Genomic DNA, 26950 nt, shown 5'->3' on the forward strand with positions numbered 1-26950 from the left:
TAACGATAAAGCCATTGAGCACCACCATCTTTACGCTTATGGAGAAGCAAGCCGGCACCATCATTATATTTGCCAGCTCCCAATGTTGAGACAGCCCTTGCATTAAGACGATTCATAAGAACCATTTTTACTCCTTTCTGCTATAGTTTTTACCCACACATCAACCCCGCTTGTGACGTGCAAGCAAGTGATTTTGATTGATTCAAGATACACAGATTTAAGATGAGAGAATCTTACGTTATTCAGGGTTCTCATTCAATATGAATAACGCTAGATTATGATTATAAATCAATGCCTTGAACACTATATTTCGGTTTTTTGCTTATAAGATTATAGACTTTTTTGAAAGCATATGGAGCATTAATTGTTTTTTAGCTTTTAATATTACAGCTGCTTTTACGAAAATATAAAGCCTATTTACTCTTTTTTGAAGAGCTTTTATCTATATACCACCCTTACTTGTAATGTGCAAAAAAGTGCTTGATTGATTTATCATTAATAAAAATAAATCAATCTTATGCTATTCTTATCTCTTATTTAAGTACAAAAAGATAAATTATCATTATAAATCTCCATACTCTTCATAGGATAACGTGTTTTAAACCTGCACGAAAATAATCCCACCCTGTCCACAATGTAAGGAGGGCAGAAATCCACAGCATAGTAATGCCAAACTCTACTGTGTAAGGGAAAATTTTATTACCGGCTGGTCCAGCTAAAAGAAATACAATAGCGATCATTTGTACAAAAGTTTTCCATTTTGCAAGACGAGAGACAGGAACACTAACTTTTAACTCAGCCAAATATTCACGTAATCCTGATACAAGAATTTCTCTGCAAAGAATGATAATAGCTGCCCATAGTGTCCACCCAGCGATGGTACTGTCTGCGGCAAGCAAGAGCAAACAAGCAGAGACGAGAAGTTTATCGGCAATTGGATCTAACATGCGACCAATATTGGATGTTTGTTCCCAAATACGAGCAAGGTAACCGTCAAGAAAGTCAGTAATGGATGCAACGATAAAAATGGAAACAGCAATCCAGCGAGTGATATCACTTGATTGTAGCCGCCCTTCTAAAAAAAAGCATGCAACAACCATTGGGACTGCAACAATTCGTGCATAAGTTAAAATATTTGGAAAAGAAAAAGTATGATTTTTCATGGAGCCATTTTTAATTCTTGTGAAAGAGAATATATTTCCTTAACGTAACAAGTCGAAGGTTATGAAACAAGCCTATTTTTCATGAAAATGGTTATGAATTTTTTGTGCAATTGTCATAGAGATTCCCGTAACTTTTTTTAAATCTTCAAATGAGGCACTAGCAACAGCTTTGGCACTTCCAAAATGATGAAGCAATGCACGCTTTCTTGTCGGACCGATATTTTCGATTTCATCAAGTGGGTTTTTGAATGTTGCTTTTTTTCGTTTTATCCTATGAGTTCCAATCGCAAAACGGTGTGCTTCATCACGCAGACGTTGCAAAAAATAGAGGATAGGATCACGTGGAGGAAGTGTAAAGGGGGGGATACCTTTTATAAAAAATCGTTCACGTCCCGCATGACGGTCAACACCTTTGGCGATTCCAACAACTGTGAAGAGATCATTTAATTGTAATTCAGCAAGTATTGCATGTACGCTGTTGATTTGTCCTTCACCACCATCGATTAAGATAAGGTCAGGCCAAATGGGAAAAAGATCATCATCTTTTATGTCATGACTTCTATTTGGCAGATCATACTCTTTGATAAGGCGTGAAAATCTTCGTTTAATCACTTCTTTCATCATGCCAAAATCATCGCCAGGCGTGATATCTGTTGAGCGAATGTTGAATTTTCGATATTGATTTTTAATAAATCCCATTTGACCAGCAACAATCATAGCCCCTACAGCATTTGTTCCCATGATATGAGAATTGTCATAGACTTCTATCCGGCGTGGAGGAACAGGTAGTTGGAATGTTTTAGCAAGACCTTGAAGCAATTTTGTATGGGTGGCTGTTTCAGAAAGCTTATGTTCAAGTGCTTCATGAGCATTGAGATAGGCACGATTAACAAGAGTTTTTCGTTCACCTTGTTTAGGTAAAGAGAGGGACACTTTGTGATTTGCTTTGAGACTAAATGCCTCTGTAAGAAGTGTCTTTTCTTCAATTTCTTCAGATAAAAGGATGCTTTTAGGAAGTGGTTTATCATCGTAAAATTGGGCAAGAAAACTCGCTAAAATTTCAGTGCGGGAAAAAGAGGGATCTGCTTTAGGAAAATAGGCACGGTTTCCCCAATTTTGCCCCATGCGAAAAAAGAACACTTGAATACAGGTCATTCCTTCTTTTTGCGCAATTGCAAATACATCCGCTTCTTTTATCGTTTGAGGATTAATACCTTGATGGCTTTGTATGTGAGAAAGGGCTGATAAGCGGTCACGATAGGAAGCTGCTTGTTCAAAATCGAGATTTTCAGCGGCTTTATGCATAGCTTGAACCATATCGCTTTTAATAGATTGATCTTTTCCCGAAAGGAACGCTTTTGCTCCTTTCACCAGTTCTTTATAATCACTGTCACTAATTTCATGAGTACAAGGTGCAGAACATCGCTTAATTTGATAAAGCAAGCAGGGGCGTGTACGGTTTTCAAAAACTGAATCAGTACAGGTTCGTAATAAAAAGACGCGTTGTAAAACATGAACTGTTTGTGTCACTGCACCAGCAGAAGCAAAAGGACCAAAATAGTGAGCTTTTCGTATTCGAGCACCACGATGTTTGTAAAGTGCAGGCACTCGATGATCATCTGTAATCATAATATAAGGAAAACTTTTATCATCACGTAGGAGTACATTAAAATGTGGATGCAATCTTTTGATGAGATTGGCTTCTAAAAGGAGTGCTTCTGTTTCTGTATGGGTGACGATAAATTCCATATGATATGTTGCACGAATCATGCGGGTAATACGATTATTGTGTCCTTGTTCACGTGTATAGTTTGAAACACGTTTTTTGAGATTACGAGCTTTTCCAACATAGAGAATATCACCATTTTCACCAATCATCCGGTAAACCCCTGGCTTATGCGGAAGGTGTCTAACAAACTCTTGTATGAACTTGATACCTTGGAATTGATTTTTCTCATTGCTTTGATTAGCATTATGCCATGTAATATTAGAGAGAAAAGAAAGTTTTTCCCGTTCATTTTGCGGACAATTTGTATTACTTTTCAGGACCATTCCGTTTATTACAAATATGTTGTCTGTTTAATATATGAAATATTCTTTTTTATTAAATAATGATTATTTATGTCTTTATAATTTTTTTCTATAAATAATATCTTATAGCATAAGAGTATGATTTTAGAGAGCCGATCTTTCATAAAAAATATGAGAGTTGTTATTCTAAGACAGTTTTATGAATTTGCCTAATTTATCCATTAAAATGATTGGAATAGGAAATCCGTGATGATTAAGAGGATAGACTTTCTAAAAGGAAAAAAATTAATTCACGCTGATCGTTATTAGCTTACCATTATAATATGTTGGTATTATCCAAAGAATCAAAGAACTTTATCATTTAATGCCTTTGTATTTTACAACATGATATTTGATTTAGAAAAAATATAGAGAAAAGTCTAACATAATAGATGTTCTTTTTGAAGCCACTTATGCGTTATTTGGGCATTTTCATCTTGTCCCAGACGGTTGATAAGAAAGGGGCTGAGTTTTTTCATTTCTTCTTCCAAAAGGTAGGGAGGGTTAATAATAATCATACCACTTCCATTCATTGTCGGTGGACTTGAACTTTTTCGGATACGCATTTCAAGCTGTAGAATCTTAGGAATTCCGGTTTGATAAAGCGCGTGAAGAAAACTTTCAATTTCTTTGTCATATTTAACAGGATACCATAAAGCGTAGATTCCTCCAGAAAAGCGACGATAGGCTTTCGTTAATCCATCAATAAGGCGGGAAAACTCTCCAGTTTTTTCAAAGGGAGGGTCAACAAGGATAAACCCACGTTTTTCTTTTGGTGGTACATGAGCATTTAAGGAAAGCCAACCATCTAAATGCAGAACTTTTGTCTGATAATCTCCTGCAAAGTTTTTTGCTAAAATATGATAATCTTCATTGTGCAATTCTATTGCAGTGAGGCGATCTTGTTTCCGTAATAATTGACGAATAAGAACAGGAGATCCAGGATAAAATACAATTTCTTTTTCCCCTTTATTGAGGGCATCAATGATATCACACCATGGACAAAGGAGTGTTCTTAAATCTTCTGGGATAGGAGTTGAAAAAAGTCGTTGGACACCTTCGCGCCACTCTCCTGTTTTATATGCTTCTAAAGAAGAAAGGTCATAAATACCGATTCCAGCATGCGTATCTATAACGCGAAAAGCTTTTTCTTTGCGTTTGAGATATTCTACAATGCGAGTGACAATAATGTGTTTAAAAACATCAGCAAAATTGCCAGCATGATAAATATGCCGATAATTCATGGAGTAAACTCTATCATATGTATAACTGTACCGGATTATTAGCATAGAATAATAGAATTGATATCCATAAAAATATTCTTATAGAAATCAAACAATACCCTCACTCCCACATTATACACTACAGAAAAAATATTAATGTCATCGGAGCATTTATTCACAAGGCTATTTTTATATTATGAGATTAATCGTTAAAATTTTAAATTTTTTATATGAAAGATAGACAAGAAGAGATCAAACATTTCAATAGAGATATTTATGTTGTAAGAGATTTTTCTTTATGATCGCGGACTCTTCCAGGAAGACTATAAAAAACACTCAATTAACGAGAATATTAGTGAAGTTTGTTGAAAAATTGAAGGGTATCTTTCAAATTCATTCATAAATTTTCTTGTTTAAAGATTAAAGAATTTCAAATGCTTGATAAAAACATTGTTACATTTATAAGTTTTTTTAGCGAGCGTAAAATTATGGATAGAGCAATAAAGTGCTGGTGTTATAGTGATAGATTTTTGTAAAAGTGTGAATGAATCTCATTGCTTTAAGCGGAGCCAAAGCTTTACATTATACACGCTAAATAGCTAGGTTATTGTGTATGATGCTAAAATAAAACTTTTAAAAATTGATATGTGCTCTGCAAGCGATCTCAATCAAAATGAGGAATTTTAAACTAAAGTAAATAGGTTTATCTATCTCTAACACTGTATTATCGAGCGGCTTTATGAGGTAATCTTATAAAAAAGGCTAGGATAAGAAATTCTTTTTATATGGATTATGCTTCGATACCATGCCTTTGATTGAATGTAATTTTCTATTCCTGCCCATTCTGTTTTCAATACTGAGATAGGTTAAACACATGATATTATGAGAACGCATGCCCAGAATCCGGAGACGTGTAATAGTTAGAGCATACAGTGGCTTAGAGAGCTGGTTATATGGAGGTATTTTCTGAATAAAGGCGCAAGCTGGTACCTTTTTTATTTTTTAGCAGTATTGCCATACCTCTTGGCACTTGAGTTAGTTCATAAAGTGCATTTTTACTCTTTCCGCTAATAGTTTTTATTTACACGCCAGATATTTAACTGAACGCGATGATGGCTCATATTTCGTATTGTACATAGAATAATGAATGATAAAATTCCTACCCCAACGCAAAGAATAAATGTTGTGCGTAAGATGATAGTTTTTGAAGAGACTGATGATGTGTTAAGAAAGTTTTTTAGAGATTTTTCTTTCTGAATTTTTTAATTGAATACGTAAAGTGTTTTACAACATGTTATGATCTTTATCAGTAAAGGATAATTTGACGGAAATGTTTGTAATGATACGTAAAACATTGTGTAAAAGGAGAGACATTAGCTATAGTATTTACAGGAAGATGAGTAACCTAGGAGATCAGATGAAGTTATTTTAGAAAAGTTTTTAAGTGTTTTGAATTTTGTATGAGGCGGTTTATCATTGTTGAATGGTTTGTGTTATAGTACGCTAAAAAGGGATGAGAGGATAAAAAGTTCTTTTGCAATAAAAGCGTGTAATTGTTTTTAAGTTAAGAAGAAAATATACAAGTAAGATATTATTTTGATACATTCTTCAGAGGAAGCATGAATAAATGAAATCAAATTTAAAAGCATAAGTTAGAGAGAGTAATGGGTAATATTTTTTCACCAACGCATTTAATTATAATTTTATTGATTATCTTTGTGCTTTTCGGTCGCGGTAAAATTTCTGAATTAATGGGCGATGTTGCTAAGGGAATTAAAGCCTTCAAAAAAAATATGAAGGAAGAAGATGACAGCATTGAGGATAAAGTTGAAATGGCTCCTACTTCCCAAATAATTGATGTAGAATCTCAACAATCTCAGCCGTTATCGGTAAAACATGCAACAGCGCGCAGAAAGGTTTCTTCTGCTTCTAAAAAAAGCAAAACATCTGTTGCTAAAAAACAGTAACAAAAACGCAATCATCATTGTGCATTATTTTTTGATGAGAAAGTCGAATTAAGAGATGTTTGGGATTGACGGACCAGAGTTTATCGTAATCTTACTTGTTCTCATCATTGTCGTTGGACCGAAAGATTTACCTAAAATATTAAAGACAGTAGCAAAGATAAGAGCGTATGTGTATTCAACAGCAAATGAACTTCGTCATCAGTTTGATGATGTAATAAAACAAATCGAGCGCGATGATTTGCAAAAAGTATGTTCGGATATTAGCGATTCAAGCAAGAAGTTGGCAGAAACTTTTGATCCCATTCAAAATACATTAGAAGATATCCACGATAATTTGGATGTTAAGGCAACACACCATAAATCAAAAAAAGATAAAGAAATTTTGGAATGCGATCAAAACGTAACCAATAAAGATACGACAGTATCTATTGCTTCTAAAGATAAAGAAGATATGTCATGAATGTTAAGAAAGATGAAGTTGATGCCCATATGGCACCACTTTTAGAACATTTAATTGAACTTCGTCAGCGAATTATTGCTGCCTTGGTTGCATTTATGATCGCTTTTATGATGTGTTTTCTTGTTAAAGATTATATCTTAATTTTTTTACTATGGCCATATCAGTGGGCAATGAAAATAGCAGGGGGTAATCCTGAGGGTATTCGTTTGCAATCAACGCAAGTATGGGAAACTTTTTTAACGAAGATGAAGCTTTCTGCTTTTGGGGGAATTATTTTATCTTTTCCCTATACGGCTTTTCAGTTTTATAGTTTTATTGCACCAGGGCTTTATAAAAATGAGCGGATGGCTTTTTTACCATTTCTCATTGGGGGGCCTATTTTATTTTGTATTGGGGGAGCGTTTGTTTATGGTCTATTAGCGCCAATAATACTATGGTTTAGCCTTTCTCAACAATTTCTTCCAGATGTTCATTTAAAAATAGAGTTTATAGTGCGTATTTCTGATTATTTGGGCTTTATGACATCGTTTATCCTAATTTTTGGTTTGATTTTTCAATTACCTCTTGTCATCAGTCTTTTAACAAAAATTGGATTTTTAACGTCTTATGATTTGGCGTCTAAACGAAAATGGGCTATTTTGCTCTCTTTTATTATTGCGGCAATCATAACGCCGTCGGATTTTTTTACGATGTTTGCAGTGGCTTTACCAACGATAGCACTTTACGAGATTTCAATTTTAATTGCTTACAGTATAGAAAAGAGAAGAAAATCCGCTTAAGAAAAGTGTATAATCTTATGCGATAAGGAATGAATAAAACAATATAAATGAGGAATTTTTATGCTTGATATTAAGTGGATTCGTGACAATCCTGAGAAATTAGATAAAGCACTCGTAAGTAGAGGTCTTGAGCCACAAGCTGAAAGGTTAATACAACTTGATCTTGCACGTCGGTCGCATATTGCTAAGGTGCAATTGGCGCAGGAACGTCGCAATGCTGTTTCAAAGGAAATAGGACAGGCTTTAGCGGTATCAGATCAGCAAATGGCTGAACGTCTTAGAGCTGAAGTTGAAGAGATTAAAGCTTTTCTTTCCTCTGCAACAGTGGAAGAAAAACAGCTGACGGAGAGTCTTGAGAAAATTCTTTCAGCACTTCCAAATATTCCATTAGATGATGTTCCAGAAGGTAAAGATGAAAGTGATAATGTCGTCATTCGACATTTTGGTACACCTCCAACATTTAATTTTACACCAAAGGAACATTTTGATCTTGGTCAAGATCTCAAGCAGATGAATTTTGAACGAGCTAGTCGTTTGTCTGGAACACGTTTTACAGTACTTTCAGGGGCATTAGCACGGCTAGAACGAGCATTAGGCCAGTTTATGCTTGATGTGCATGTCAATGAGAATGGTTACACAGAAGTCTCAATACCTCTTCTTGTTCGTGATGAAATTGTTTACGGAGCAGCACAATTACCGAAATTTGCTGAAGACCTTTTTCGTACAACAGATGGTCGATGGCTTATTTCCACAGCAGAAGTGCCATTAACCAATTTGGTCAACGATGAAATTCTTGAAATATCAGATTTACCACTGCGATTTTCTTCTTTATCTCCCTGTTTTCGTTCAGAGGCGGGAGCAGCCGGTCGTGATACGCGCGGTATGTTGCGTCAGCATCAATTTTGGAAAGTTGAAATGGTCTCGATTACCAGTGAAGAGCAGTCTTTAATTGAATTAGAACGTATGACGGAATGTGCAGAAGATATATTAAAACGGCTTGGTTTGCCTTTTCGCACAGTGGTTCTTTCTACGGGTGATATGGGGTTTGCAGCGCGTAAAACCTATGACATCGAGGTTTGGCTTCCTGGTCAAGAATGTTATCGTGAAATTTCTAGCTGTTCAGTTTGTGGAGATTTTCAAGGTCGCCGTATGAATGCGCGCTATCGTAAAGAAGGCGATAAAAAATTGCATTTTGTTCATAGCCTTAATGGTTCTGGTACGGCTGTTGGACGTTGTCTTATTGCCGTACTTGAAAATTATCAACAGGCTGATGGATCAATTATTATTCCAGATGTTTTACAACCTTATATGGGAGGCATGCGCTGTATTACTGCTTAATTTTACGAAAGGAGAGACAATATGCGTTTATTGCCAAGAGGTGATGATACACAGACGCAAGTTTTTGCCATTTTAAAAGAAGCAGTTTGTCAGTATGATAAAAGTGTACCTCCATTGGAGATTGAATGATACTATGGGGCAAAAGGGTATTTTACAATTTCGTGAGGAGTTAGCCGCTCTTGTACTGAAAATGCGTAGCAAAGGCATTGATGACGTGCGATTTTTTTCGGCATTAGAGAAAATTCCGCGTCAACAGTTTGTTGCTGCTCCTTGGTTCAATAGTGCTTATGATAATAAAGTTATTCCCCTTGAGTGTGGTGAATATATGGAACGTTTGGAAGAACAACTCTTAATTCTTTCGGCATTATCGTTGAAAAAAAGGCATCGTGTCTTAGAAATTGGTACAGGATCTGGTTTTTGTACTGCTCTTATGGCATGTCTGAGTGACCGCGTGACAACGATTGATCGTTATAAAACGCTTGTTGATTTAGCACGCCAAAAATTTCAAACTTTAGGAATTGAAAATATTGTTATAAGGCAGATTGATGGAAGTCATAGTGTGACAGGCTTAGGATCATTTGATCGCATTCTTATTTGGCCATCACGTTTTGATGAACCAAAGGAATTTTTAGAACTTTTAGCTGAAAATGGAATTCTCATTCAGGCGATAGGACCTGACGAAGGGGTACAAACGGTGACGCGCTATACAAAAATTGGTAGTCGATTTGAGTGTTTAGAACTATTCCAAGTGCGTTACCAACCTTTTATTAAAGGCATTGCGGAGATACTTTAATTTTTAAAAGCTAAGAAGTTTCTGCAAATTGTCTACGTTAAATTCATTTTGATCTTATATAAAGATATTTATGAATAAAACATCTCATTTTAACTCTTCGGTAATTTAAAAAAGCTTTAATGGAGTGAGTTGATTATTGATGAGTGAGCAAAACGATGTATCTAAAAGCTTTGGATAATATTTTCCAGCATAATTTTCAGAGAATAACTTTTTTAGCGGTGGTAACTATTGTTGCTGGTTGTAGTTCTGGTACACAGCGTTTTTCCAATACGTTCTCTCATCGTACGGTATCATCTCAATCAAATATATCAAGCACTATGTATACAGACCCGCGAATGCTATCATACGGTAGTGGTATGATACAAAGCACTGAATTGCCACCTGTGGAATCAGGTGATGATTCGTGGGGAGATGACAATTCTCCCTATAATTTTCCACATCAAGATAGGATAACTTCTTCTGATGGTCGCGTTATGGGCTCCCCTCCACGTAATCTTGGAACACTTTCTCGTTCACAAATGGATAAATCTCCTATTTTTCGGCGGAATTCTTATATTGTCCAGAGTGGAGATACACTGCTCAGTATTGCACGACAAGTAGGGGTTAGTGTTGAGGCATTAAAATTAGCAAATGGTATAAACAGCAATTCCATTTATATCGGTCAGGTACTGGTTGTTCCAAGCAGGCGTACATTAGCAGCTTCAAATGCACACAATAATAACGATTGGGCAGTGTCAACTACAGAATCTACATCCCAATCTCAAGTGATGTCCTCTATAAAAAACAAGAAGTCCTCTCCTATATATAAAGCTCCTGTAACAACGCCACCCTCTGCAAAGATGAACAAATCAAGTTCTGAGAAAAATTTTTCTAAACAGATGACGCAATTGAAACATGAGACTGGTTTGTCAAGTACTGTTACGAATACAGATAATATGACGACTCCGCAAGCCACAGGAATTTCTAAGATGCGTTGGCCAGTACGAGGGCGTTTATTAAGCCAGTTCGGTCAAAAAAAGGGAACAGTAATGAATCGAGGAATAGATATTGCAGTGCCTGAAGGGTCTTCGGTAAAGGCGGCAGAAAATGGTGTGGTTATTTACGCGGGAGATGGATTAAAAGAGCTTGGTAATGTTGTGATGATTCGACATGAAAATGATATTATCACTATTTATGGATGTAATAGTAAGCTTGTTGTTAACAAAGGACAAAGGATAAGGCGCGGTGATGAGATTGCTAAATCTGGTGTTTCAGGAAATGTTAAAACGCCACGTGTCTATTTTGAGATGCGTAAGAATTCATTACCTGTTGATCCCCTTAAATATTTAGAAAACTAATTTATTGATGACTTTTACATTTGAATAGTCTTACAGTTTATAGAAAATTCATGAAAAACAATTGATTTTCTTAAATCAATAACATAGCAGCAAAAAATCATTGGTTTCAGGAGAGTAGTTCGTGGGGGGCGTTAGATATTACCATCTTTGTATTTATGAAAGTGTAAGAAATAGTATCATACCATTTGTCAGCTTTGAGTGTTCCAATTGCTCTTGCATTTGAGAGAAGCATGAAAAAAAATATTTCACGCCTTTCTTAAAAAGTTTTTATCTACAGGCTCATTTCATATGTGTGACGTGCAAGAAAATCGTTTTGATTAATTCAGAAGGTTTGAAACAAGAGCGTTTTATTGTATTTAGATCTGTCGTTCGATATCAAAAACGATAAATTATCTATATAAATTAAAGTTTGTTCATTAGAAAAATTATCTTGTATAATTTATTGAGTTAGTGAAAAGATTTATATTGTAGGATATACAATAGGGGAAAGTGAATCTATTTTTTAAGATTTTTCTCATTGTATTTTGGTATTCTGCCTCTTAAGGATTTATTGTATTTTTGTAAAGCTGTGATTAGATTATGTAGTTATTGCTTTTTATGATAAATTCTTTAGGAATTTTTTCTGTATCGGAATTTCATTTTAATAGAGTGGGAAATACCTGAGGTTTAACTATAGGAGATAAAAATGTTTATTACGAACGCTTATGCTCAAGTTGCAGGCGATGTTTCCGGTGGAATTTCATTTGCTAACGCTGTCCCATTCATTTTAATTTTTGCAATTATGTATTTTTTTATCATTCGTCCACAGCGTGCCCAAATGAAAAAACGCCAAGAAATGCTTAATGCAGTACGTCGTGGTGATACAGTTATAACGGGTGGTGGTATTATCGGCAAGGTTACGAAGGTTCACGACGAGAGTGGTGAATTAGAGGTTGAAATTGGTGAGAGTATAAATATTCGTGTTATTCGCTCAACATTAGCTGATGTGCGCGTTAAAGGTGAGCCGATTGCAGAAAAAAAATCAAAACTTAATGCTAAAGCAAAAACACCACAAAAGTCTAAATCTAAAACGACAACGAAAGAAGATATGAGTATCTCTGAAGAGAAAAAAGCTATATCAAAGGAAAATGCATCTTAAGGTGTAATGGCAGTTTATTACATTTTTTAAGCATTTTTGTAAAAAGCTTGGCAAGATCAAGACAATTTCATTGGAAAAGGGGCTTTTATAGTGGCTACAGAAAATGGAGTTTTTGTTTTCTTTAGATTATTAAAATAGTTGCTTTATTTATAGAATATTACGCAATTTTTTTCTGTTTTTTAAATAAGATCATTGTTTTTATAAAAAGAAATTTGTGAGTAAATAAGCTGAGGAAACTTTTTAAAAGATAGATTTATTGAAGCAGGTATAGCAATTTATCGCGATTTATTACCAAATTTTCCTATATTTGTTGTATGAGAAGATTAGGGTATTATATAAAAATTTTCACTTCAGTACTAGGTTATGGTTAACATATCAATGTTTATATCAGCCTTACTTTAATTTTTATGGTGAGAAGTAGCAAAGACAATTGGATTATTCAAAAATAAAAGGTGCTTATTCATGTTCGATGCAATTCAAATTCGTGAAGCACATTTTCCAAGTCGCGCACCTATTGATGCTTATGGAAATGGTGGGTTTCGTTTTGCTGATATGTCTCATAGAGGTTCTATTATTTGTGTACCATCAGGTATTTATGGCATTGACATGGCAGGGCCTATTCCCACTCAAGGGGATATATCTCGTGTTTTAGAAGAAGCTTCTGAAATCGAAGTTTTATTAATAGGTACTGGAATTGAATTATTACGATTACCTGAAGAGTTACGGGTGCTTTTAGGGGAAAAACGTATTTCATCAGATACAATGAGTACGGGAGCGGCGGTGCGTACATTTAATGTTTTATTGGCTGAAGATCGCGCTGTTGCGGCGTTATTATTTGCGGTAGAATAGAGTATTGTTTAATAAAACAAATGCTCTCGTCTAGATGAAAGACTTGTGCGATTATTTTTCTGCGCCGTAAAGTACCGTCGTTTAAGGCGGTGATATAAGGGTATAGAATATACATAACTTAACATATTAAAGTGTTTTTAAATACAAAAGTGTTTTTAAATACAGCGGCAAGTATTTAGGACAAAGCTTGCTCGTCGTTCCTAATGAATCACATGAGTGATCAACTCTTGGCACTTGAGACAGTTCATAAGAGGCATTTTTAATTCTTTCTTATACAGTTGTTACCTACAAGCCAGTTACGCTTGGGACGTGCAAGGGAATGGTTTTTATTAATTTAACATGGAATTGGTTTGAAATGAAAGCATATCTACGATATTTGGGATTCTAATTTAACATACAAAACAACAAATTATGATTATAAATCAATGTATTGATAGTAACAGAAACTCACCGAGAGCAATTGGACTTTTTACAAATTGGTGTTGGTAAGAACCTTTGTCTTTTAGGATGGGGAGGAGGTCAATGATTTGATGAAGTTTTTGTGATCAGTGCATTTTTTATAAAATAACATTGTCATCTATCCACTGAAAAAGTGTTTTTCGTTGTTTGTTGTTCAAGTTTTACTATGCATGTTACGATTGTTTTTTAGCTTTTTTACTGCAAATGAAAACTTGAAGTCCTATAAGATAAGTTTTATCAGAAAAATTATTTATTTAATTTTTTTCTTTCTAAAACGAAAAGTGACTAGAAAAGAAACTTTAATTCACAATACAGTTAAGAGACACATTTAAAAATCTTATTTTCTGAACTGTATTTGCTTATCCTTCATTTTTTAATATGAATAAAAAGAGGATATTAATTTAATTGCTAAAAAAGGGACGTTAATAGGTTCATAGAATGATAGGCTCTCTTCCTTATTGTCTTGATATTTTACGTACCATAGATCGTGATCGCTATATATCGGTTTTATTTGCGCCTAAAAAAAAGCGCCAAGCATTGGCTGCTCTTTATGTATTTAATGCTGAAATTTCTCGTATTCGCGAAAGTGTACATGATCCACTCATAGGAGAAATACGGTTACGTTGGTGGTATGATACTATTGCTCATGGTGAAATGCAAACGAGTGGAAACAATCCGATTTTGAATGATTTATTAAAAGCAATGACTCTTTTTAATTTACCTAAGACAGCTTTTTTACGTTATTGTGATGCGCAAATTTTAGATCTTTATCACAATCCAATAGAAACACTTCATGATCTAGAGCATTATTGTGGTGAGACAGCAGGCGTAATTTTACAGCTTTCTTGTCAGATATTAGATCCTGAAACTGCACAAGAGTTTACAGATATCTATGAACATGGAGGGATTTCTCAAGGGTTAAGCGGTGTATTGCGTCTTTTATCATTCATGCAATCACGATATCAATATTATTTACCTACTGATATATTAAAGGCTGTAGGAGTGAATAGGGAAGATTTGGAATCTCATCGTCTCAGTGATCAACAAAAGGGTCGTATTGTTGAAGCTATGGTAGCATTATCACGCGATCATTATACCCAATTTTACGAGTATTCTTGTACTTTACCTAGAATTCTTAAGCCAGCTTTTCTTCCATTGGTCATTGTACCGGCTTCTCTTCAAAAAGCTATACAGCTGGGGGCAGCAATTTTTCAAGAGAGTGCAACTTTGCCATTGATATATCGCTATTGGTTGATAACAAGGGCAGCAATAAGCGGCAATTTTCCAAAGATACTGTAAAATAATATTACTACGTTGGAATGCGTAACATGGAGACTGATTTTCTCATATGAAGATAAAAGGAGCCATTGTGATTCCAAACCATTTTTTTGTTATAAAAAATGTTGATGTTTTGGTTGTTATGAACGCAAAAGAATAAGAAATTTTATGATCTTGAAAATACAGTGTATTTCTTCATCAGTAATATGTTTTATTCAGTGTATTGGATGGGTGAGATGCAGATAAAGAAAAACATGAGATAAATCTTAATACATTGGTTTGTTGGATGAAGAACTTTTAAGTACTCTGCATGTATTGATTGTAGCTCATTTGCAAATGAAATAAAATTTCTATTTTATGAGAGAAGTTATCTTAGCAGTCTATAAGTCTATAAAAAACTCTTATTTTTGAGAAATTATAACATCATAATTGATGACTGTTATGATTTATGAATATATTGATTTATAATGATAATTCGTTTTTTCTCATATTGAATGAGAGTCTTGAATAGAAAAAGATTTCTCCATTTTTATAATGAATTTTAAAAATAGTTTTTTTGTATATTATAAGTTTGGTGTGTAAATGAAATCATTTAAGGAAGAAGAAATATGCTCCTTATGAATGATATTAAGAGTAGTAATATGATGAGCTATAAATGAGTGACGATAGGGATGATATTTATAGCTTAATGGGCGACAACCTTTACAACCTTTGGATGAATAATGTTTTTTAATGCGTTGCAAAAACGACTCTACATTCCATTGACTATTTTCTCGCAAATCCATACATGCACTGATTTGCGAGAGAATGAATCATTATACAAATGTTTGATCCTAAGATATGCAAACAAGAGATCTATCTTACCTCTTCAACTATAGACGAAGAGCTGACGGAAACTTTATCAAATAAGTTCTTTAAATTATGTAAAATCTTTTTATTGGAGAGCGTTAAAGATCTGATTATAATTTGTGCTATTAATTTCCAAAGGATGTTCTTTATTGGCAACTTGTAGCATTTCTAGCTTGAGATCTTCTCTTATCATCATATCTATATTGGTGCGGACTTCAGTTGAAAGAGTATGAGACGTGATATCTTTAGGCATGGTTACAGTCTTTATTTGATAAATGATACGGTTTGTTGCAACCGGACCTTTTATGATGCCATAATGACCTTTGGGAGCGGAAAATAATGCTTTAATGCCTTCAACGCCAAGGGTTTCAGATGAGTCTTGACGCCGGAGGGTGGGTGTTGTTTGTTTTGTAACACCAAGGGTATGAGCAAGAGCAACAAGACTTTTTCCTTCCGTGAGCTGTTTGAGAGCATTTTGGGCTTTTTCATCAAGAAGACGTTGGATTTCCTCATTCTTCCATTGAGAAAGAACATCTAGCTTAGCCTCTTCAAGTGTCTTATCACGGGCAGGAATAATTTTATCGACCTTGTACCAGAGATATCCACCATTTTGAAAAGAGAGAGGATCAAGATCGACTCCTTCGTTTGATTGATAGATGGCATTCAGTAAAATATCTTTTTGAGGTAAATCCGTGAGTATTGCACCTTCAAGCGTTTTTCCTGTTTTATCAATGGTAATTGTGCGCAAAGATAACTTGTATTGGTCAGCTAACTCTTTGAGAGAAGCACCCTCAAAACGAGCATTTTCAATGGCTGCATAATTGTTACGGATATCATCAGTAGCACGATTTTTGGCAAGTGTTTGGCGAATATTTTCTTCTACACTTTCAAAAGGAAGAGAGCTTGAGGGTTCAATATGCGTGACGCGAATGATAACAGGTCCTTGTAAGTCATTTATCACAGAACTGACTTGGCCTTGTTGAAGTTCAAAAATTTCAGATGTCAGATGATTAGGAAGTTCATTTTCTGCGAGAGGCCCTTTTTTTATTTCATTAAGAGTCTTTTTTTCAGCTTTTACCAGTTCATCAAAACTCAATCCATCAGCTATTTTTTTTGCTGCATTATCGGCTTCTTCGCGTGAGGGGAATCGCAGTTCTTCGAATGTACGCTTTTCAGGCGTTACAAAACGTGAAGCATTTTGTGTATAATAGGCTTTCGCCTCATCTGTTGAGATATCTTGAGGTTTTACAAAATCATTAAGTTCCATAGATAGCAAAGAGACAGTGCGGTATTCTGGAGCACGAAATTGACTTTGATGTGTTTCAAACCATTTTTGTAATGTTGCGTAATCAGGATCAGCAATTGTTTTCTTTTCTTTTAGATCAATAACAAGATAATCAGCAATACGCATTTCTTCTTGATAAAGAGCAAGTGCTTTATAAAAGAGATTTGGTGCCTTCATATCAGAAAGTAAAGCAGCAATAAGCTGATTACGCTTTTCTTGTTTGGTGTAATAATTAAGAAAAGCACTTTCACTAATACGTAAATGCTGAAGATAGTTATAAAACAAGTTTTTATCAAAAGTGCCATTTACCTGGAACATCTTATCAGAACCAATCGTATGAGCTATTGTATCTTTTGAAAGACTTATTTTCATTTTACGTGCTTGTTCATCAAGAAGTACATTTTGTTGTAATTGATTAAATACAAAAGCAGGAATTTGGTATTGCTGCATTTCATTTGCTGTAAACATTCGTCCAAGATGAGCTGCATATGCTAAACGTGCGCTTTGATCGGCGAGTGCAAGACGATAATCATCGACAGTTACTGTGGACTGTCCAGATGTAATAAGATCTCTTTCACTTTTTTTGTGTAACTGCGGTACCCCCCATAAAAGAATGAAGCATAAGAGTAAAATAGCAAGGAAAATTCTAAAAATCCAAGAATTTGTAGCATTTCTTATGATGTCAAGCATTGTTCAAGTCCATTTTTAATGTGAGTTATTATCAAAGCTGTAATGGAATTTGCAATAAAGAGATGAAAGATGCAAGCTTTAAAGACTTGCTTTCATTTTATAATTTGGTAACTACAGATAAACAATGTATTGTAAGAGCTCTTGAGGTGAAAATATGTCTCAAAATATTCGGCCTTTTCTTGCTGGAAATTGGAAAATGAATGGAACGAGTGAATCGCTTGGAGAGTTGCGTGCTATTGCTACAGGCGTTAGCTCTGATCTAGGTCATCTTTTTGAGGCGCTTATTTGTGTTCCAGCAACGCTTTTATCGCGTGCTTCTAATACGCTGAATGGTGAAAATCTCCTTTTAGGAGGACAAAATTGTCACTTTGATGATCATGGTCCTTATACTGGAGATATTTCAGCTTTTATGCTTAAAGAAGCGGGAGCAAGTCATGTTATTATTGGGCATTCAGAACGTCGTACAGTGTACCAAGAAAATGATGCGATTGTCTGTGCCAAAGTACAAGCTGCGTGGCGAGCAGGTCTTGTGGCTCTTGTGTGTATTGGTGAAACATTGGAGGAGCGTAAGAATAATAAAGTACTGGATATTCTCACGCAGCAGCTTGAAGAATCTTTACCAGATGATGCAACAGAAGAGAATACCATTATCGCTTATGAACCAGTTTGGGCGATAGGCACCGGCAATACAGCGACTCCAGAAGATATTGCAAAAGTACATCATTTCATTCGTGATAAGGTGCGCTCTCGTTTTGGTGATGAAGGCAATAAGATTCGTTTGCTTTATGGTGGATCCGTAAAGCCATCCAATGCATTTGAGCTTTTAAGCATTGCTCATGTTAATGGTGCTTTGATAGGTGGAGCAAGCTTAAAAGCGATTGATTTTTTAACTATTTGCGATGTTTGTCGTAAACTATAGCAGAGAAATTTGAGTTTCCCCTTGGATTGTGCGTTATTTATGTGTAAATAGCTATTAAAGAGTTATTTGAAGAGCAGGGTTTATGCAAACAGTACTTATAGTTATTCATTTTTTGATTGTGATTACTTTGGTTGGTGTTATATTAATTCAACCTTCAGAAGGTGGTGGGCTAGGTGTGAGTAATAGCTCAGGGTTGATGAAAACTCGTGGATCTCGAAACCCTTTAACACGTTTGACTGCTATTTTAGCCTGTTGTTTTTTTGTTGTGTCTATTGGACTTACCGTGGTGGGTAATATATCAAATTCTAGTTCTGATATCTTAAAGCGTATACCGGTTAATTCAGAACAGAATTCTACCGATAAAGGCTCAGGCTCAGTTCCATCATCAAATGATGAGTCTTCCCCTTCTGTTCTTGAACAGCTAGGAGGCACTTCGAATTCTCCGCAGGAACAGAAACAGTCCACAAATCCTGAAGCAGAAAGTCCAGTTCCACAGGTTCTTGAAAACACAGTTCCGGATAACAGTACAAAATAGTTTTTTAAGAAAATATAGACTTTTTAAAAAGGTGATTTTTTCACCTTTTTTATTTTAGAAGAAAAATTGTTTCTTTTTGCATTTTTTGCTGGAAAAATCATTATAAATTGCTTATCACCATAAGCCCATGGCACGTTATGTTTTTATTACTGGTGGTGTGGTTTCTTCCCTTGGAAAAGGCATCGCAGCGGCGGCGTTAGCAGCGTTATTACAGGCTCGTGGTTATCGCGTACGTCTTCGCAAACTTGATCCTTATTTAAATGTTGATCCAGGTACGATGTCACCTTATCAACATGGTGAAGTATTTGTGACCGATGATGGTGCAGAAACGGATCTTGATCTTGGTCATTATGAGCGTTTTACTGGGCGTTCTGCAAATAGCCAAGATAGTATTACAACAGGGCGTATTTATCGCAATATCATTGAACGAGAGCGGCGTGGTGATTATTTGGGGGCAACAGTCCAAGTTATTCCTCATGTTACAGATGAAATTAAGAGATTCATTACGATGGGAAATGAAGAATTTGATTTTGTTTTATGTGAGATAGGTGGAACGGTTGGTGATATTGAAGCAATGCCTTTTCTAGAAGCGATTCGTCAGCTTCGCAATGAGTTACCGAGACAAAATGTCGTTTATGTCCATCTCACATTAATGCCTTATATTCCTTCAGCAGGTGAATTAAAAACGAAACCAACACAACATTCTGTCAAAGAATTGCAAGCAGTTGGTATTTCTCCTGATATTTTGCTTGTACGTGCAGATCGATCTATTCCAGAAACAGAACGGTGCAAATTATCACTTTTTTGCAATGTTCGCTCCAATGCAGTCATTCAGGCATTAGATATGCCAACGATTTATGATGTTCCTATGGCATACCATAAGGAAGGTTTGGACTCTGAAGTTCTTTGCGCTTTTGGAATCGATTCGGCACCTTCCCCCAAGATGGATCGTTGGGAGGATATTACGCATCGTATTCACAATCCTGAAGGAGAAGTCACGATTGCTATTGTAGGGAAATATACGGGCTTAAAGGATGCTTATAAATCTCTTATTGAAGCGATTGCGCATGGTGGTTTAGCGAATAGAGTGAAAGTTAATATTGAGTGGATTGATTCGGAACTTTTTGAAAAAGAAGATTCTGTTTCAGCTTTACAAAAAGCCCATGGTATTTTGGTTCCAGGTGCTTTTGGGGCACGTGGGGCAGAAGGGAAGATTCGAGCAATTCAATTTGCACGAGAGCGTAAAGTTCCATTTTTAGGGATTTGTTTTGGGATGCAATTAGCTTGTATAGAAGCTGCGCGCAATATTGCACAGATTGAGAATGCTTCATCGAGTGAGTTTTGCGAAACAGACAATCCAATTGTAGGTTTAATGACAGAATGGCTTAAAGGAGACGTCCTTGAAAAACGTACAAGAAATGGTGATCTCGGCGGTTCGATGCGCCTTGGTGCTTTTGCTGCTGAATTAAAAGAAGAGAGTCATATTGCTCAAATTTATGGGATGACCAAGATTGTCGAGCGACATCGTCATCGTTATGAGGTCAATATTGATTATAAGGATAAGTTAGAACAGTGTGGTTTGATTTTTTCTGGGATGTCTCCTGATGGTATTTTACCAGAAACGATAGAATATGTAGATCATCCATGGTTTATTGGTGTTCAATATCATCCAGAATTAAAATCCCGTCCTTTTGATCCACATCCGCTTTTTTCTTCTTTTATTGAAGCTGCTGTAGAACAAAGTCGATTAGTTTAATGCATAAATTGGGTTACTTTGCTCTTGAGGGATAAAATGACTAAACCAAATGCCCGTGTGAAAGTTGGAAATATGATTTTTTCAAATGAAATGCCTCTTTCATTAATTGCAGGGCCGTGTCAGATGGAAAGTCGTGATCATGCTTTTGAAATGGCTGGTCGTATTAAAACAATTACCGATCAGCTTGGTATCGGGTTTGTTTATAAATCAAGTTACGATAAAGCCAACAGAACCTCTTTGGGGGCGGCACGTGGTATTGGTCTTGAAAAAGCAATGTCCATTTTTTCTGATTTAAAAAAAGAGTTTAATTGTCCCATATTAACTGATGTGCATACAGAAGAGCAATGTACAATTGTTTCTTCTACAGTTGATATTTTACAAATACCGGCTTTTTTATGTCGTCAAACAGATCTTTTGGTAGCAGCAGCCAAAACAGAATGTGTTATTAACATTAAAAAAGGTCAGTTTTTAGCGCCGTGGGACATGGAGAATGTTTTAAAAAAGGTTGTTTACAGTGGTAATCCGAATGTTATGCTTTGTGAGCGAGGCACGTCATTTGGTTACAACCGACTTATTTCTGATATGCGTTCGTTGCCTATTTTACGTTCATTTGGTGCTCCTGTTATTTTTGATGCAACGCATTCTGTTCAAGAACCTGGAGGGCAGGGGGCTTCATCTGGTGGGCAGCGTCAATTTGTTGAAATTTTAGCGCGTGCAGCTGTCTCTGTTGGGGTAGCTGGTATTTTTTTAGAAACACATCAAGATCCAGATAATGCACCTTCTGATGGACCCAATATGGTTAAAGTTGATGATTTACAAAGATTGCTTGAGACTTTAATGGAATTTGATTATCTGTCAAAAAAGTTGAGTTGAGAAGAGAAAAAATATTTCATTAATAGGGCATTATAAATGAATCGAGACTTTTATTGGATAAGGAAACACATATGACTATAATTGTCGATATCATTGGGCGTGAAGTTCTTGATAGCCGTGGTAATCCAACGGTAGAAGTTGATGTTCATTTGGAGAATGGAGCTTTTGGTCGCGCTCTGGTTCCTTCGGGAGCTTCAACAGGAGCACACGAGGCTATAGAGCTTCGTGATGGTGGTTTGCGCTATCAAGGGAAAGGTGTTGAAAAAGCGGTTGCTGCAGTTAATGGCGAAATTCTTGAAGAACTTGGTGGGCGGGATGCAACAAATCAAATTGCTATTGATCAAGCAATGATTGCTTTGGATGGAACGCCAAACAAAGCCCGTCTTGGTGCCAATGCACTTCTTGGTGTTTCATTAGCTGTTGCAAAAGCAGCTGCGGATTCATTAAATTTACCTTTGTATCGTTATATTGGTGGTACACAAGCGCATATTCTTCCAACCCCCATGATGAATATTATTAATGGTGGCGTTCATGCTGATAATTTGATTGATTTTCAAGAGTTTATGATTATCCCTATAGGAGCTCCTACTGTAAGAGAAGCTATCCGTTATGGCGCTGAGATTTTCCATGCATTGAAAAAGCGTTTAAAAGATGCGGGTTATAATACCAATGTTGGTGATGAAGGTGGTTTTGCACCTCAATTTAAAAGTGCTGATCAAGCAATTGATTTTATTATGGAATCTATCATGATATGTGGCTATAAACCAGGTGAACAAATTGCCATTGGTTTAGACTGTGCTTCAACCGAATTTTATAAAAATGGTTCATATTTTTATAAAGGTGAGGGGAAATGCCGTGACATCCAAGAGCAGGTAGATTATTTAGCACATCTTGTGAAAAATTATCCTATTATTACAATTGAAGATGGAATGGCAGAGGATGATTGGGAAGGTTGGAAGTTACTCACTGACACAATTGGAGAAAAATGTCAGCTTGTTGGCGATGATTTGTTTGTAACGAATTCAGCACGTTTGCGTGATGGTATCAAAATGGGGGTAGGCAATTCTATTCTCATAAAAGTTAATCAAATTGGTACATTGAGTGAAACACTTGATGCTGTAGAAGTAGCACATAAAGCAGGTTATCGTACCATTATATCTCATCGTTCAGGCGAAACAGAGGATTCTTTCATTGCAGATCTTGCGGTTGCAACGAATTGTGGACAAATTAAAACAGGTTCTCTTGCACGTTCGGATAGATTAGCCAAATACAATCAACTTATTCGTATTGAAGAAATGCTAGGAGCCCAAGCGCGTTATGCTGGTGATTTAGTGTATAGTTCTGAGCACAAAATATGAAAGTATAAGATCATTTAGATTATGAAATTGAGATTTCTTATCAAAGGCATATACGCAATAATTTTTAAGTGTTTAAATTTATAGGGATTAAGATGAGAGGTATAATTATTAGTCAAGATCAAGGAACTTATCTCGTTGCTGGTGATGATGGTAAACGTTATCAGTTTGCGACTTGGGATTGGTTGGGAAAGAATCCACCAAGGATTGGTAATGCTGTTGATTTTGTCTGTGAAGGGGGGGTTGTCAGTTCTGTTTTTCCATTGTTGAGATCAGGTACAGAGAACACAAAGATAATGTTCGCACTGCTTTGTTGGGTTGCAGGTATCTTTGGTGTCCATCGCTTTATGGTTGGTAAAGTTAGGACTGGTGCTTTAATGCTAGTTCTATCTTTATCATTGTTTGGATTGATAATTACCGGCATTTGGGCAATTGTTGATTTTATAGTCATTCTTGGTGGAAGATTTACGGATAAAGATGGAAATCAGATTACAGATTTGTGAAAATCTTATAATAAAAAAAGGTAATTTAGCTCGCTTTTTATTTTTATAAATATATTAAGTTGCATCATGCGAAATTATTGTACTACATTTATTTAATATGAGATATAAAAAACATGTACAGCTAAGTAAACGTATTGAAAAAGACAATGCTATTTTATATGGGTAAAGCAAAGATATAAATCAACTAAAGCATGTTTTTTGTTACTGCTTATAGCAGGGGGAAATATTAGATTATTGGGGAGTTACGAACTATTTTAATTTCATGTTTATCATGGTCAGTACGAATTGTATTTACACCGTGAGGTTAATCCGCATATTATCGAATTAGAAATAATCTCTTTATGAATAACACATGAGGAGCAGCTTTATAGGTGGGCAAGAATGAAAGGTAAGATTATTGGTCAGGATCAAGGAGATTATTTTGTTTCAGGGGCTGACGGTAAGCGTTATCAATTTACGAGTTGGGATTGGTTAGGAAAAAAAACACCAAAAGTGGGTGATACCGTTGATTTTGTATATGAAGATAATGTTGTTAAATCTGTTCTCCCTCTCGTGAGTAAAACTCAGTCAGAAAAATCAAGATTGGCGATAGCACTTGTTTGTTGGTTTTTTGGATGGTTGGGAATTCATCGCTTTATGGCAGGTAAAGTTGGAACGGGTATTGTAATGCTTCTTATAAGCCTACTAAGTATACCATTTACTTTTGGGGTAGGGATACTTTTAGTAACTGGTCCTTGGTCATTCATTGATTTTATAGTTATTTTATCCGGATATTTTAGGGATGAAAATGGGGATAAAATTATAAATTGGTAGAAATTTTAGAATAATATAAAATGTAAAGAGTGAGGCACTTTCTTTACTTTTAATGTTGTCAATATATTAATTTAATAATGTAAATTATTTTAATATATGTCTTTAAATGTGAAATATTAAAGAAAATTATGAATATTTAAATAAAACTATTGAAAAAGACTGTACTATTTCATATGAAAAAAGCAAAGGTGCAAATCGAACAGCGTGCTTTGTATTACCACTTGTAATTGCGGGAATTTTAAGTTGTTGGGGAATTTTTAGCTTTTTAAATTGTCATATATCACGGTGAATACAGACTGTATTCATGCTGTGAGGTTTATTCAACATATTATCATATTAGAAGAAAAGCTTCTTTATGAATAACAATTTTATAGGTGGTGAAGATGAAAGGTAAGATTATTGGTCATGATCAAGGAGATTATTTCATTTCAGGGGCTGATGGTAAGCGCTATCAGTTTGCGAATTGGGATTGGTCAGGAAAAACGCCGCCGAAAGTTGGTGACGTCGTTGATTTTGTGTGTGAAGGGGATACCATTAAATCTATTTTCCCTATCTCAACTGAAGGTCAGTCACAGCAATCAAAAGTGACGTTAGCGGTCGTTTGTTTTTTTCTAGGTGGACTAGGAATTCATCGTTTTATGGTTGGTAAAGTTGGAACTGGTATTGCAATACTTCTTATAAATATAATAAGTGTAATAAGTATAATAAGTATAATATTTATGCCGGTAGGGCTTATAGGAATTTTTTTGATAATTACACCTTGGGTATTGATTGATTTTATAGTCATTTTAACAGGAAGTTTTAAGGACAAAGATGGGTGTAAAATCACAACTTAGAGGATATCCAATATTTATAATATAAAAAGTGGATCATTCAGTTTGCTTTGATTGTATTAAGGGGGGGGCTTTGGTGATAACAAATTATTTTGGTGTAGATTTGGTAATGAGGTATTAATCAAAATCATGCATAGTTGGGCAAAATATTAAGAAATTTGTGCTGTAAAGACTGTGCTATTTTATGTGGACAAAGCAGAAACGTCGATCAATCAAAGTACGCTTTGTACTACCTCTTATGACGGTGGGAGTCTTAAGCTATTTCAGTTATCACATTTATCATGGTGAGTATGGATTGTATTCACGCAGTGAAGTTAATCAGCATATTAGCGAATTAGAAAAGGAGCTTCATAAAATAGAAGCTGAGCGGATATTCATGGAAAAGCGTATTTCTCTTTTACGCAATGGGCATATAGAAAAAGATATGTTGGATGAGTATGTCCGAAAGAATTTGAACTTTTCTAAGCCAAATGAACTGACAATCTTAATACCTTGAAATGATACCAAAGGTAAATGAAAAATCGCTTAATTTAAACAACAATCAGCAATGATATTGTTTAAGCCGATTGATAAGGCTTGTAACTTTTGTTCGTAAAGGTTATTCCTAAATAATCATAAAAGGGAGTTTAATATGGCAGAACGACTTAAAAAAAATTCTGCGTCGGCGGCGCGCACTGCATTATCAAGCACCACAAAGAAAGCACCAATAGCAGATTTTACAAAAGAAGAAGAAATTGATGCTTATCGTGAAATGCTTTTAATTCGCCGTTTTGAAGAAAAAGCAGGACAACTTTATGGTATGGGGCTTATTGGGGGATTTTGTCACCTTTATATTGGTCAGGAAGCCGTTGTTATAGGAACATTGAAAGCGGCAAAAGAAGGTGATCAGGTTATTACGTCTTACCGTGATCATGGTCATATGTTAGCGGTTGGGATGAGTCCGCGTGGTGTCATGGCAGAATTAACGGGGCGCCAAGGTGGCTTTTCCAAAGGGAAAGGTGGCTCGATGCATATGTTCTCTAAAGAAAAGAACTTTTATGGAGGACATGGTATTGTTGGTGCGCAGGTTCCCATTGGTTCAGGTTTGGCATTTTCGAATCAGTACCTTGGTAAAGATAATGTGACATTGGTTTATTTTGGTGATGGTGCTGCAAATCAGGGGCAGGTTTACGAGAGTTTTAATATGGCTTCACTTTGGAAGCTTCCCGTTGTTTATATTATTGAAAACAATCAGTATGCTATGGGAACGTCAGTTTCACGTGCATCTGCAGAAACTGATTTTTCCCGACGTGGTCTTTCTTTTGAAATTCCAGGTATTGTTGTTGACGGTATGGATGTTCGATCAGTAAAAGGAGCTGCTGATGAAGCAATTTCTTGGGCACGCTCAGGTAAAGGGCCGATCATTCTTGATATGCAGACCTATCGCTATCGTGGTCATTCCATGTCTGACCCAGCAAAATATCGTTCAAAGGAAGAAGTCCAAAAAATAAAAGAGGAGCACGATCCGATTGATCAAGTAAAAAGTCGGATTCTTAAAAAAAATTGGGCGAGCGAAGACGATTTAAAATCTATTGAGAAAGAGGTCCGTGCAATTGTTGCTGATGCGGTAGATTTTGCACAAAGTGATCAAGAGCCAGATGCTTCTGAGCTCTATACTGATATTTTAGTTTGATGCGAGGGAAGCA

General features: G+C 35.7%; 23 protein-coding genes and 1 pseudogene. 19 read left to right on the plus strand and 5 right to left on the minus strand.

Annotation, left to right across the window (positions count from 1 at the left end):
• From ACFILA_RS06910 to ACFILA_RS06925, 4 genes and pseudogenes are all read right to left on the minus strand, one after another.
• Positions 1-125: pseudogene (locus tag ACFILA_RS06910) on the minus strand (integrase); the annotation flags it as partial.
• 456 nt (positions 126-581) lie between these two features.
• On the minus strand, positions 582-1163 hold the full coding sequence (gene pgsA / locus ACFILA_RS06915; protein ID WP_273723320.1) for a CDP-diacylglycerol--glycerol-3-phosphate 3-phosphatidyltransferase: 582 nt from the start codon (positions 1161-1163) through the stop codon (positions 582-584).
• 72 nt (positions 1164-1235) lie between these two features.
• On the minus strand, positions 1236-3215 hold the full coding sequence (uvrC, locus tag ACFILA_RS06920; protein WP_273791127.1) for an excinuclease ABC subunit UvrC: 1980 nt from the start codon (positions 3213-3215) through the stop codon (positions 1236-1238).
• Between the two features lie 398 nt (positions 3216-3613).
• A complete protein-coding gene (locus ACFILA_RS06925) occupies positions 3614-4477 on the minus strand; it encodes a 23S rRNA (adenine(2030)-N(6))-methyltransferase RlmJ (RefSeq protein ID WP_273791128.1) in 864 nt (287 codons plus the stop codon).
• A 1643-nt stretch (positions 4478-6120) separates the two neighbouring features.
• On the opposite strand from ACFILA_RS06925, the gene tatA reads away from it, so the two are divergent.
• The 9 genes from tatA (at position 6121) to ACFILA_RS06970 (ending at position 14875) form a co-directional block, all read left to right on the plus strand.
• A complete protein-coding gene (tatA, locus tag ACFILA_RS06930) occupies positions 6121-6423 on the plus strand; it encodes a twin-arginine translocase TatA/TatE family subunit (protein ID WP_273791129.1) in 303 nt (100 codons plus the stop codon).
• A 55-nt stretch (positions 6424-6478) separates the two neighbouring features.
• Complete coding sequence (locus ACFILA_RS06935) at positions 6479-6883, plus strand: twin-arginine translocase subunit TatB (protein WP_273791130.1); 405 nt, start codon at positions 6479-6481, stop codon at positions 6881-6883.
• Positions 6880-7662, plus strand: coding sequence for a twin-arginine translocase subunit TatC (tatC, locus tag ACFILA_RS06940; RefSeq protein ID WP_375637380.1), 783 nt, complete (start codon positions 6880-6882; stop codon positions 7660-7662). The genes ACFILA_RS06935 and tatC overlap by 4 nt, the downstream gene beginning before the upstream one ends.
• 60 nt (positions 7663-7722) lie before the next feature.
• The gene (gene serS / locus ACFILA_RS06945) at positions 7723-9000 is read left to right on the plus strand and encodes a serine--tRNA ligase (protein WP_375631757.1); all 1278 of its coding nucleotides are present in this window, start codon (positions 7723-7725) and stop codon (positions 8998-9000) included.
• Positions 9001-9133: 133 nt separating this feature from the next.
• Positions 9134-9793: a protein-L-isoaspartate(D-aspartate) O-methyltransferase gene (locus ACFILA_RS06950; protein WP_273791164.1), complete on the plus strand. Its 660-nt coding sequence runs from the start codon at positions 9134-9136 to the stop codon at positions 9791-9793.
• 155 nt (positions 9794-9948) lie between these two features.
• A complete protein-coding gene (locus tag ACFILA_RS06955; RefSeq protein ID WP_375660889.1) occupies positions 9949-11130 on the plus strand; it encodes a peptidoglycan DD-metalloendopeptidase family protein in 1182 nt (393 codons plus the stop codon).
• Positions 11131-11815: 685 nt separating this feature from the next.
• Positions 11816-12268: a preprotein translocase subunit YajC gene (gene yajC / locus ACFILA_RS06960; protein ID WP_273791134.1), complete on the plus strand. Its 453-nt coding sequence runs from the start codon at positions 11816-11818 to the stop codon at positions 12266-12268.
• Positions 12269-12730: 462 nt separating this feature from the next.
• On the plus strand, positions 12731-13117 hold the full coding sequence (locus tag ACFILA_RS06965; protein ID WP_273791135.1) for an Mth938-like domain-containing protein: 387 nt from the start codon (positions 12731-12733) through the stop codon (positions 13115-13117).
• Positions 13118-14014: 897 nt separating this feature from the next.
• A complete protein-coding gene (locus ACFILA_RS06970) occupies positions 14015-14875 on the plus strand; it encodes a phytoene/squalene synthase family protein (RefSeq protein ID WP_375660881.1) in 861 nt (286 codons plus the stop codon).
• 913 nt (positions 14876-15788) lie between these two features.
• Here ACFILA_RS06970 and ACFILA_RS06975 read toward each other — a convergent pair.
• A complete protein-coding gene (locus tag ACFILA_RS06975; protein WP_375637375.1) occupies positions 15789-17678 on the minus strand; it encodes a peptidyl-prolyl cis-trans isomerase in 1890 nt (629 codons plus the stop codon).
• 154 nt (positions 17679-17832) lie between these two features.
• On the opposite strand from ACFILA_RS06975, the gene tpiA reads away from it, so the two are divergent.
• The 10 genes from tpiA to pdhA all read left to right on the plus strand — a co-directional run bounded on the left by tpiA (position 17833) and on the right by pdhA (position 26937).
• The gene (gene tpiA, locus ACFILA_RS06980; protein ID WP_375631362.1) at positions 17833-18597 is read left to right on the plus strand and encodes a triose-phosphate isomerase; all 765 of its coding nucleotides are present in this window, start codon (positions 17833-17835) and stop codon (positions 18595-18597) included.
• Positions 18598-18679: 82 nt separating this feature from the next.
• Positions 18680-19132, plus strand: a complete 453-nt coding sequence (gene secG / locus ACFILA_RS06985) for a preprotein translocase subunit SecG (protein ID WP_273791139.1) — start codon at positions 18680-18682, stop codon at positions 19130-19132.
• A 127-nt stretch (positions 19133-19259) separates the two neighbouring features.
• A complete protein-coding gene (locus ACFILA_RS06990) occupies positions 19260-20888 on the plus strand; it encodes a CTP synthase (protein WP_273791140.1) in 1629 nt (542 codons plus the stop codon).
• Positions 20889-20924: 36 nt separating this feature from the next.
• Positions 20925-21761 carry a 3-deoxy-8-phosphooctulonate synthase gene (gene kdsA / locus ACFILA_RS06995; RefSeq protein WP_273791141.1) on the plus strand — a complete coding sequence of 279 codons (837 nt, stop codon included), beginning with the start codon at positions 20925-20927 and terminating at the stop codon, positions 21759-21761.
• Positions 21762-21832: 71 nt separating this feature from the next.
• A complete protein-coding gene (gene eno / locus ACFILA_RS07000; RefSeq protein ID WP_375660882.1) occupies positions 21833-23119 on the plus strand; it encodes a phosphopyruvate hydratase in 1287 nt (428 codons plus the stop codon).
• A gap of 92 nt (positions 23120-23211) precedes the next feature.
• On the plus strand, positions 23212-23619 hold the full coding sequence (locus ACFILA_RS07005; protein WP_375631359.1) for a TM2 domain-containing protein: 408 nt from the start codon (positions 23212-23214) through the stop codon (positions 23617-23619).
• 381 nt (positions 23620-24000) lie between these two features.
• A complete protein-coding gene (locus ACFILA_RS07010; RefSeq protein WP_375643078.1) occupies positions 24001-24432 on the plus strand; it encodes a TM2 domain-containing protein in 432 nt (143 codons plus the stop codon).
• A gap of 383 nt (positions 24433-24815) precedes the next feature.
• Entirely contained in the window at positions 24816-25268 is a 453-nt protein-coding gene (locus tag ACFILA_RS07015; protein ID WP_375660883.1) for a TM2 domain-containing protein, read from the plus strand.
• A gap of 181 nt (positions 25269-25449) precedes the next feature.
• The gene (locus ACFILA_RS07020) at positions 25450-25761 is read left to right on the plus strand and encodes a septum formation initiator family protein (RefSeq protein WP_012754998.1); all 312 of its coding nucleotides are present in this window, start codon (positions 25450-25452) and stop codon (positions 25759-25761) included.
• Between the two features lie 135 nt (positions 25762-25896).
• Positions 25897-26937, plus strand: a complete 1041-nt coding sequence (pdhA, locus tag ACFILA_RS07025; RefSeq protein WP_273791144.1) for a pyruvate dehydrogenase (acetyl-transferring) E1 component subunit alpha — start codon at positions 25897-25899, stop codon at positions 26935-26937.
• Positions 26938-26950 lie beyond the last annotated feature (13 nt).

Source organism: Bartonella sp. CL71SXKL (assembly GCF_042194935.1).
In the GTDB taxonomy this organism is placed as follows: Bacteria; Pseudomonadota; Alphaproteobacteria; order Rhizobiales; family Rhizobiaceae; genus Bartonella.

What these genes read in the sequence shown, in the direction of transcription:
- eno (WP_375660882.1), top strand. Translation starts at nt 21,833, where the DNA reads ATGACTATAATTGTCGATATCATTGGGCGTGAAGTTCTTGATAGCCGT.
- ACFILA_RS06925 (WP_273791128.1), bottom strand. Translation starts at nt 4,477, where the DNA reads ATGAATTATCGGCATATTTATCATGCTGGCAATTTTGCTGATGTTTTT.
- tatC (WP_375637380.1), top strand. Translation starts at nt 6,880, where the DNA reads ATGAATGTTAAGAAAGATGAAGTTGATGCCCATATGGCACCACTTTTA.
- ACFILA_RS06935 (WP_273791130.1), top strand. Translation starts at nt 6,479, where the DNA reads ATGTTTGGGATTGACGGACCAGAGTTTATCGTAATCTTACTTGTTCTC.
- ACFILA_RS06990 (WP_273791140.1), top strand. Translation starts at nt 19,260, where the DNA reads ATGGCACGTTATGTTTTTATTACTGGTGGTGTGGTTTCTTCCCTTGGA.
- kdsA (WP_273791141.1), top strand. Translation starts at nt 20,925, where the DNA reads ATGACTAAACCAAATGCCCGTGTGAAAGTTGGAAATATGATTTTTTCA.
- tatA (WP_273791129.1), top strand. Translation starts at nt 6,121, where the DNA reads ATGGGTAATATTTTTTCACCAACGCATTTAATTATAATTTTATTGATT.
- serS (WP_375631757.1), top strand. Translation starts at nt 7,723, where the DNA reads ATGCTTGATATTAAGTGGATTCGTGACAATCCTGAGAAATTAGATAAA.
- ACFILA_RS06965 (WP_273791135.1), top strand. Translation starts at nt 12,731, where the DNA reads ATGTTCGATGCAATTCAAATTCGTGAAGCACATTTTCCAAGTCGCGCA.
- tpiA (WP_375631362.1), top strand. Translation starts at nt 17,833, where the DNA reads ATGTCTCAAAATATTCGGCCTTTTCTTGCTGGAAATTGGAAAATGAAT.
- secG (WP_273791139.1), top strand. Translation starts at nt 18,680, where the DNA reads ATGCAAACAGTACTTATAGTTATTCATTTTTTGATTGTGATTACTTTG.
- ACFILA_RS06975 (WP_375637375.1), bottom strand. Translation starts at nt 17,678, where the DNA reads ATGCTTGACATCATAAGAAATGCTACAAATTCTTGGATTTTTAGAATT.
- ACFILA_RS07020 (WP_012754998.1), top strand. Translation starts at nt 25,450, where the DNA reads ATGTGGACAAAGCAGAAACGTCGATCAATCAAAGTACGCTTTGTACTA.
- pgsA (WP_273723320.1), bottom strand. Translation starts at nt 1,163, where the DNA reads ATGAAAAATCATACTTTTTCTTTTCCAAATATTTTAACTTATGCACGA.
- pdhA (WP_273791144.1), top strand. Translation starts at nt 25,897, where the DNA reads ATGGCAGAACGACTTAAAAAAAATTCTGCGTCGGCGGCGCGCACTGCA.
- ACFILA_RS06970 (WP_375660881.1), top strand. Translation starts at nt 14,015, where the DNA reads ATGATAGGCTCTCTTCCTTATTGTCTTGATATTTTACGTACCATAGAT.
- yajC (WP_273791134.1), top strand. Translation starts at nt 11,816, where the DNA reads ATGTTTATTACGAACGCTTATGCTCAAGTTGCAGGCGATGTTTCCGGT.
- ACFILA_RS07010 (WP_375643078.1), top strand. Translation starts at nt 24,001, where the DNA reads ATGAAAGGTAAGATTATTGGTCAGGATCAAGGAGATTATTTTGTTTCA.
- ACFILA_RS07015 (WP_375660883.1), top strand. Translation starts at nt 24,816, where the DNA reads ATGAAAGGTAAGATTATTGGTCATGATCAAGGAGATTATTTCATTTCA.
- ACFILA_RS06950 (WP_273791164.1), top strand. Translation starts at nt 9,134, where the DNA reads ATGGGGCAAAAGGGTATTTTACAATTTCGTGAGGAGTTAGCCGCTCTT.
- ACFILA_RS07005 (WP_375631359.1), top strand. Translation starts at nt 23,212, where the DNA reads ATGAGAGGTATAATTATTAGTCAAGATCAAGGAACTTATCTCGTTGCT.
- ACFILA_RS06955 (WP_375660889.1), top strand. Translation starts at nt 9,949, where the DNA reads ATGTATCTAAAAGCTTTGGATAATATTTTCCAGCATAATTTTCAGAGA.
- uvrC (WP_273791127.1), bottom strand. Translation starts at nt 3,215, where the DNA reads ATGGTCCTGAAAAGTAATACAAATTGTCCGCAAAATGAACGGGAAAAA.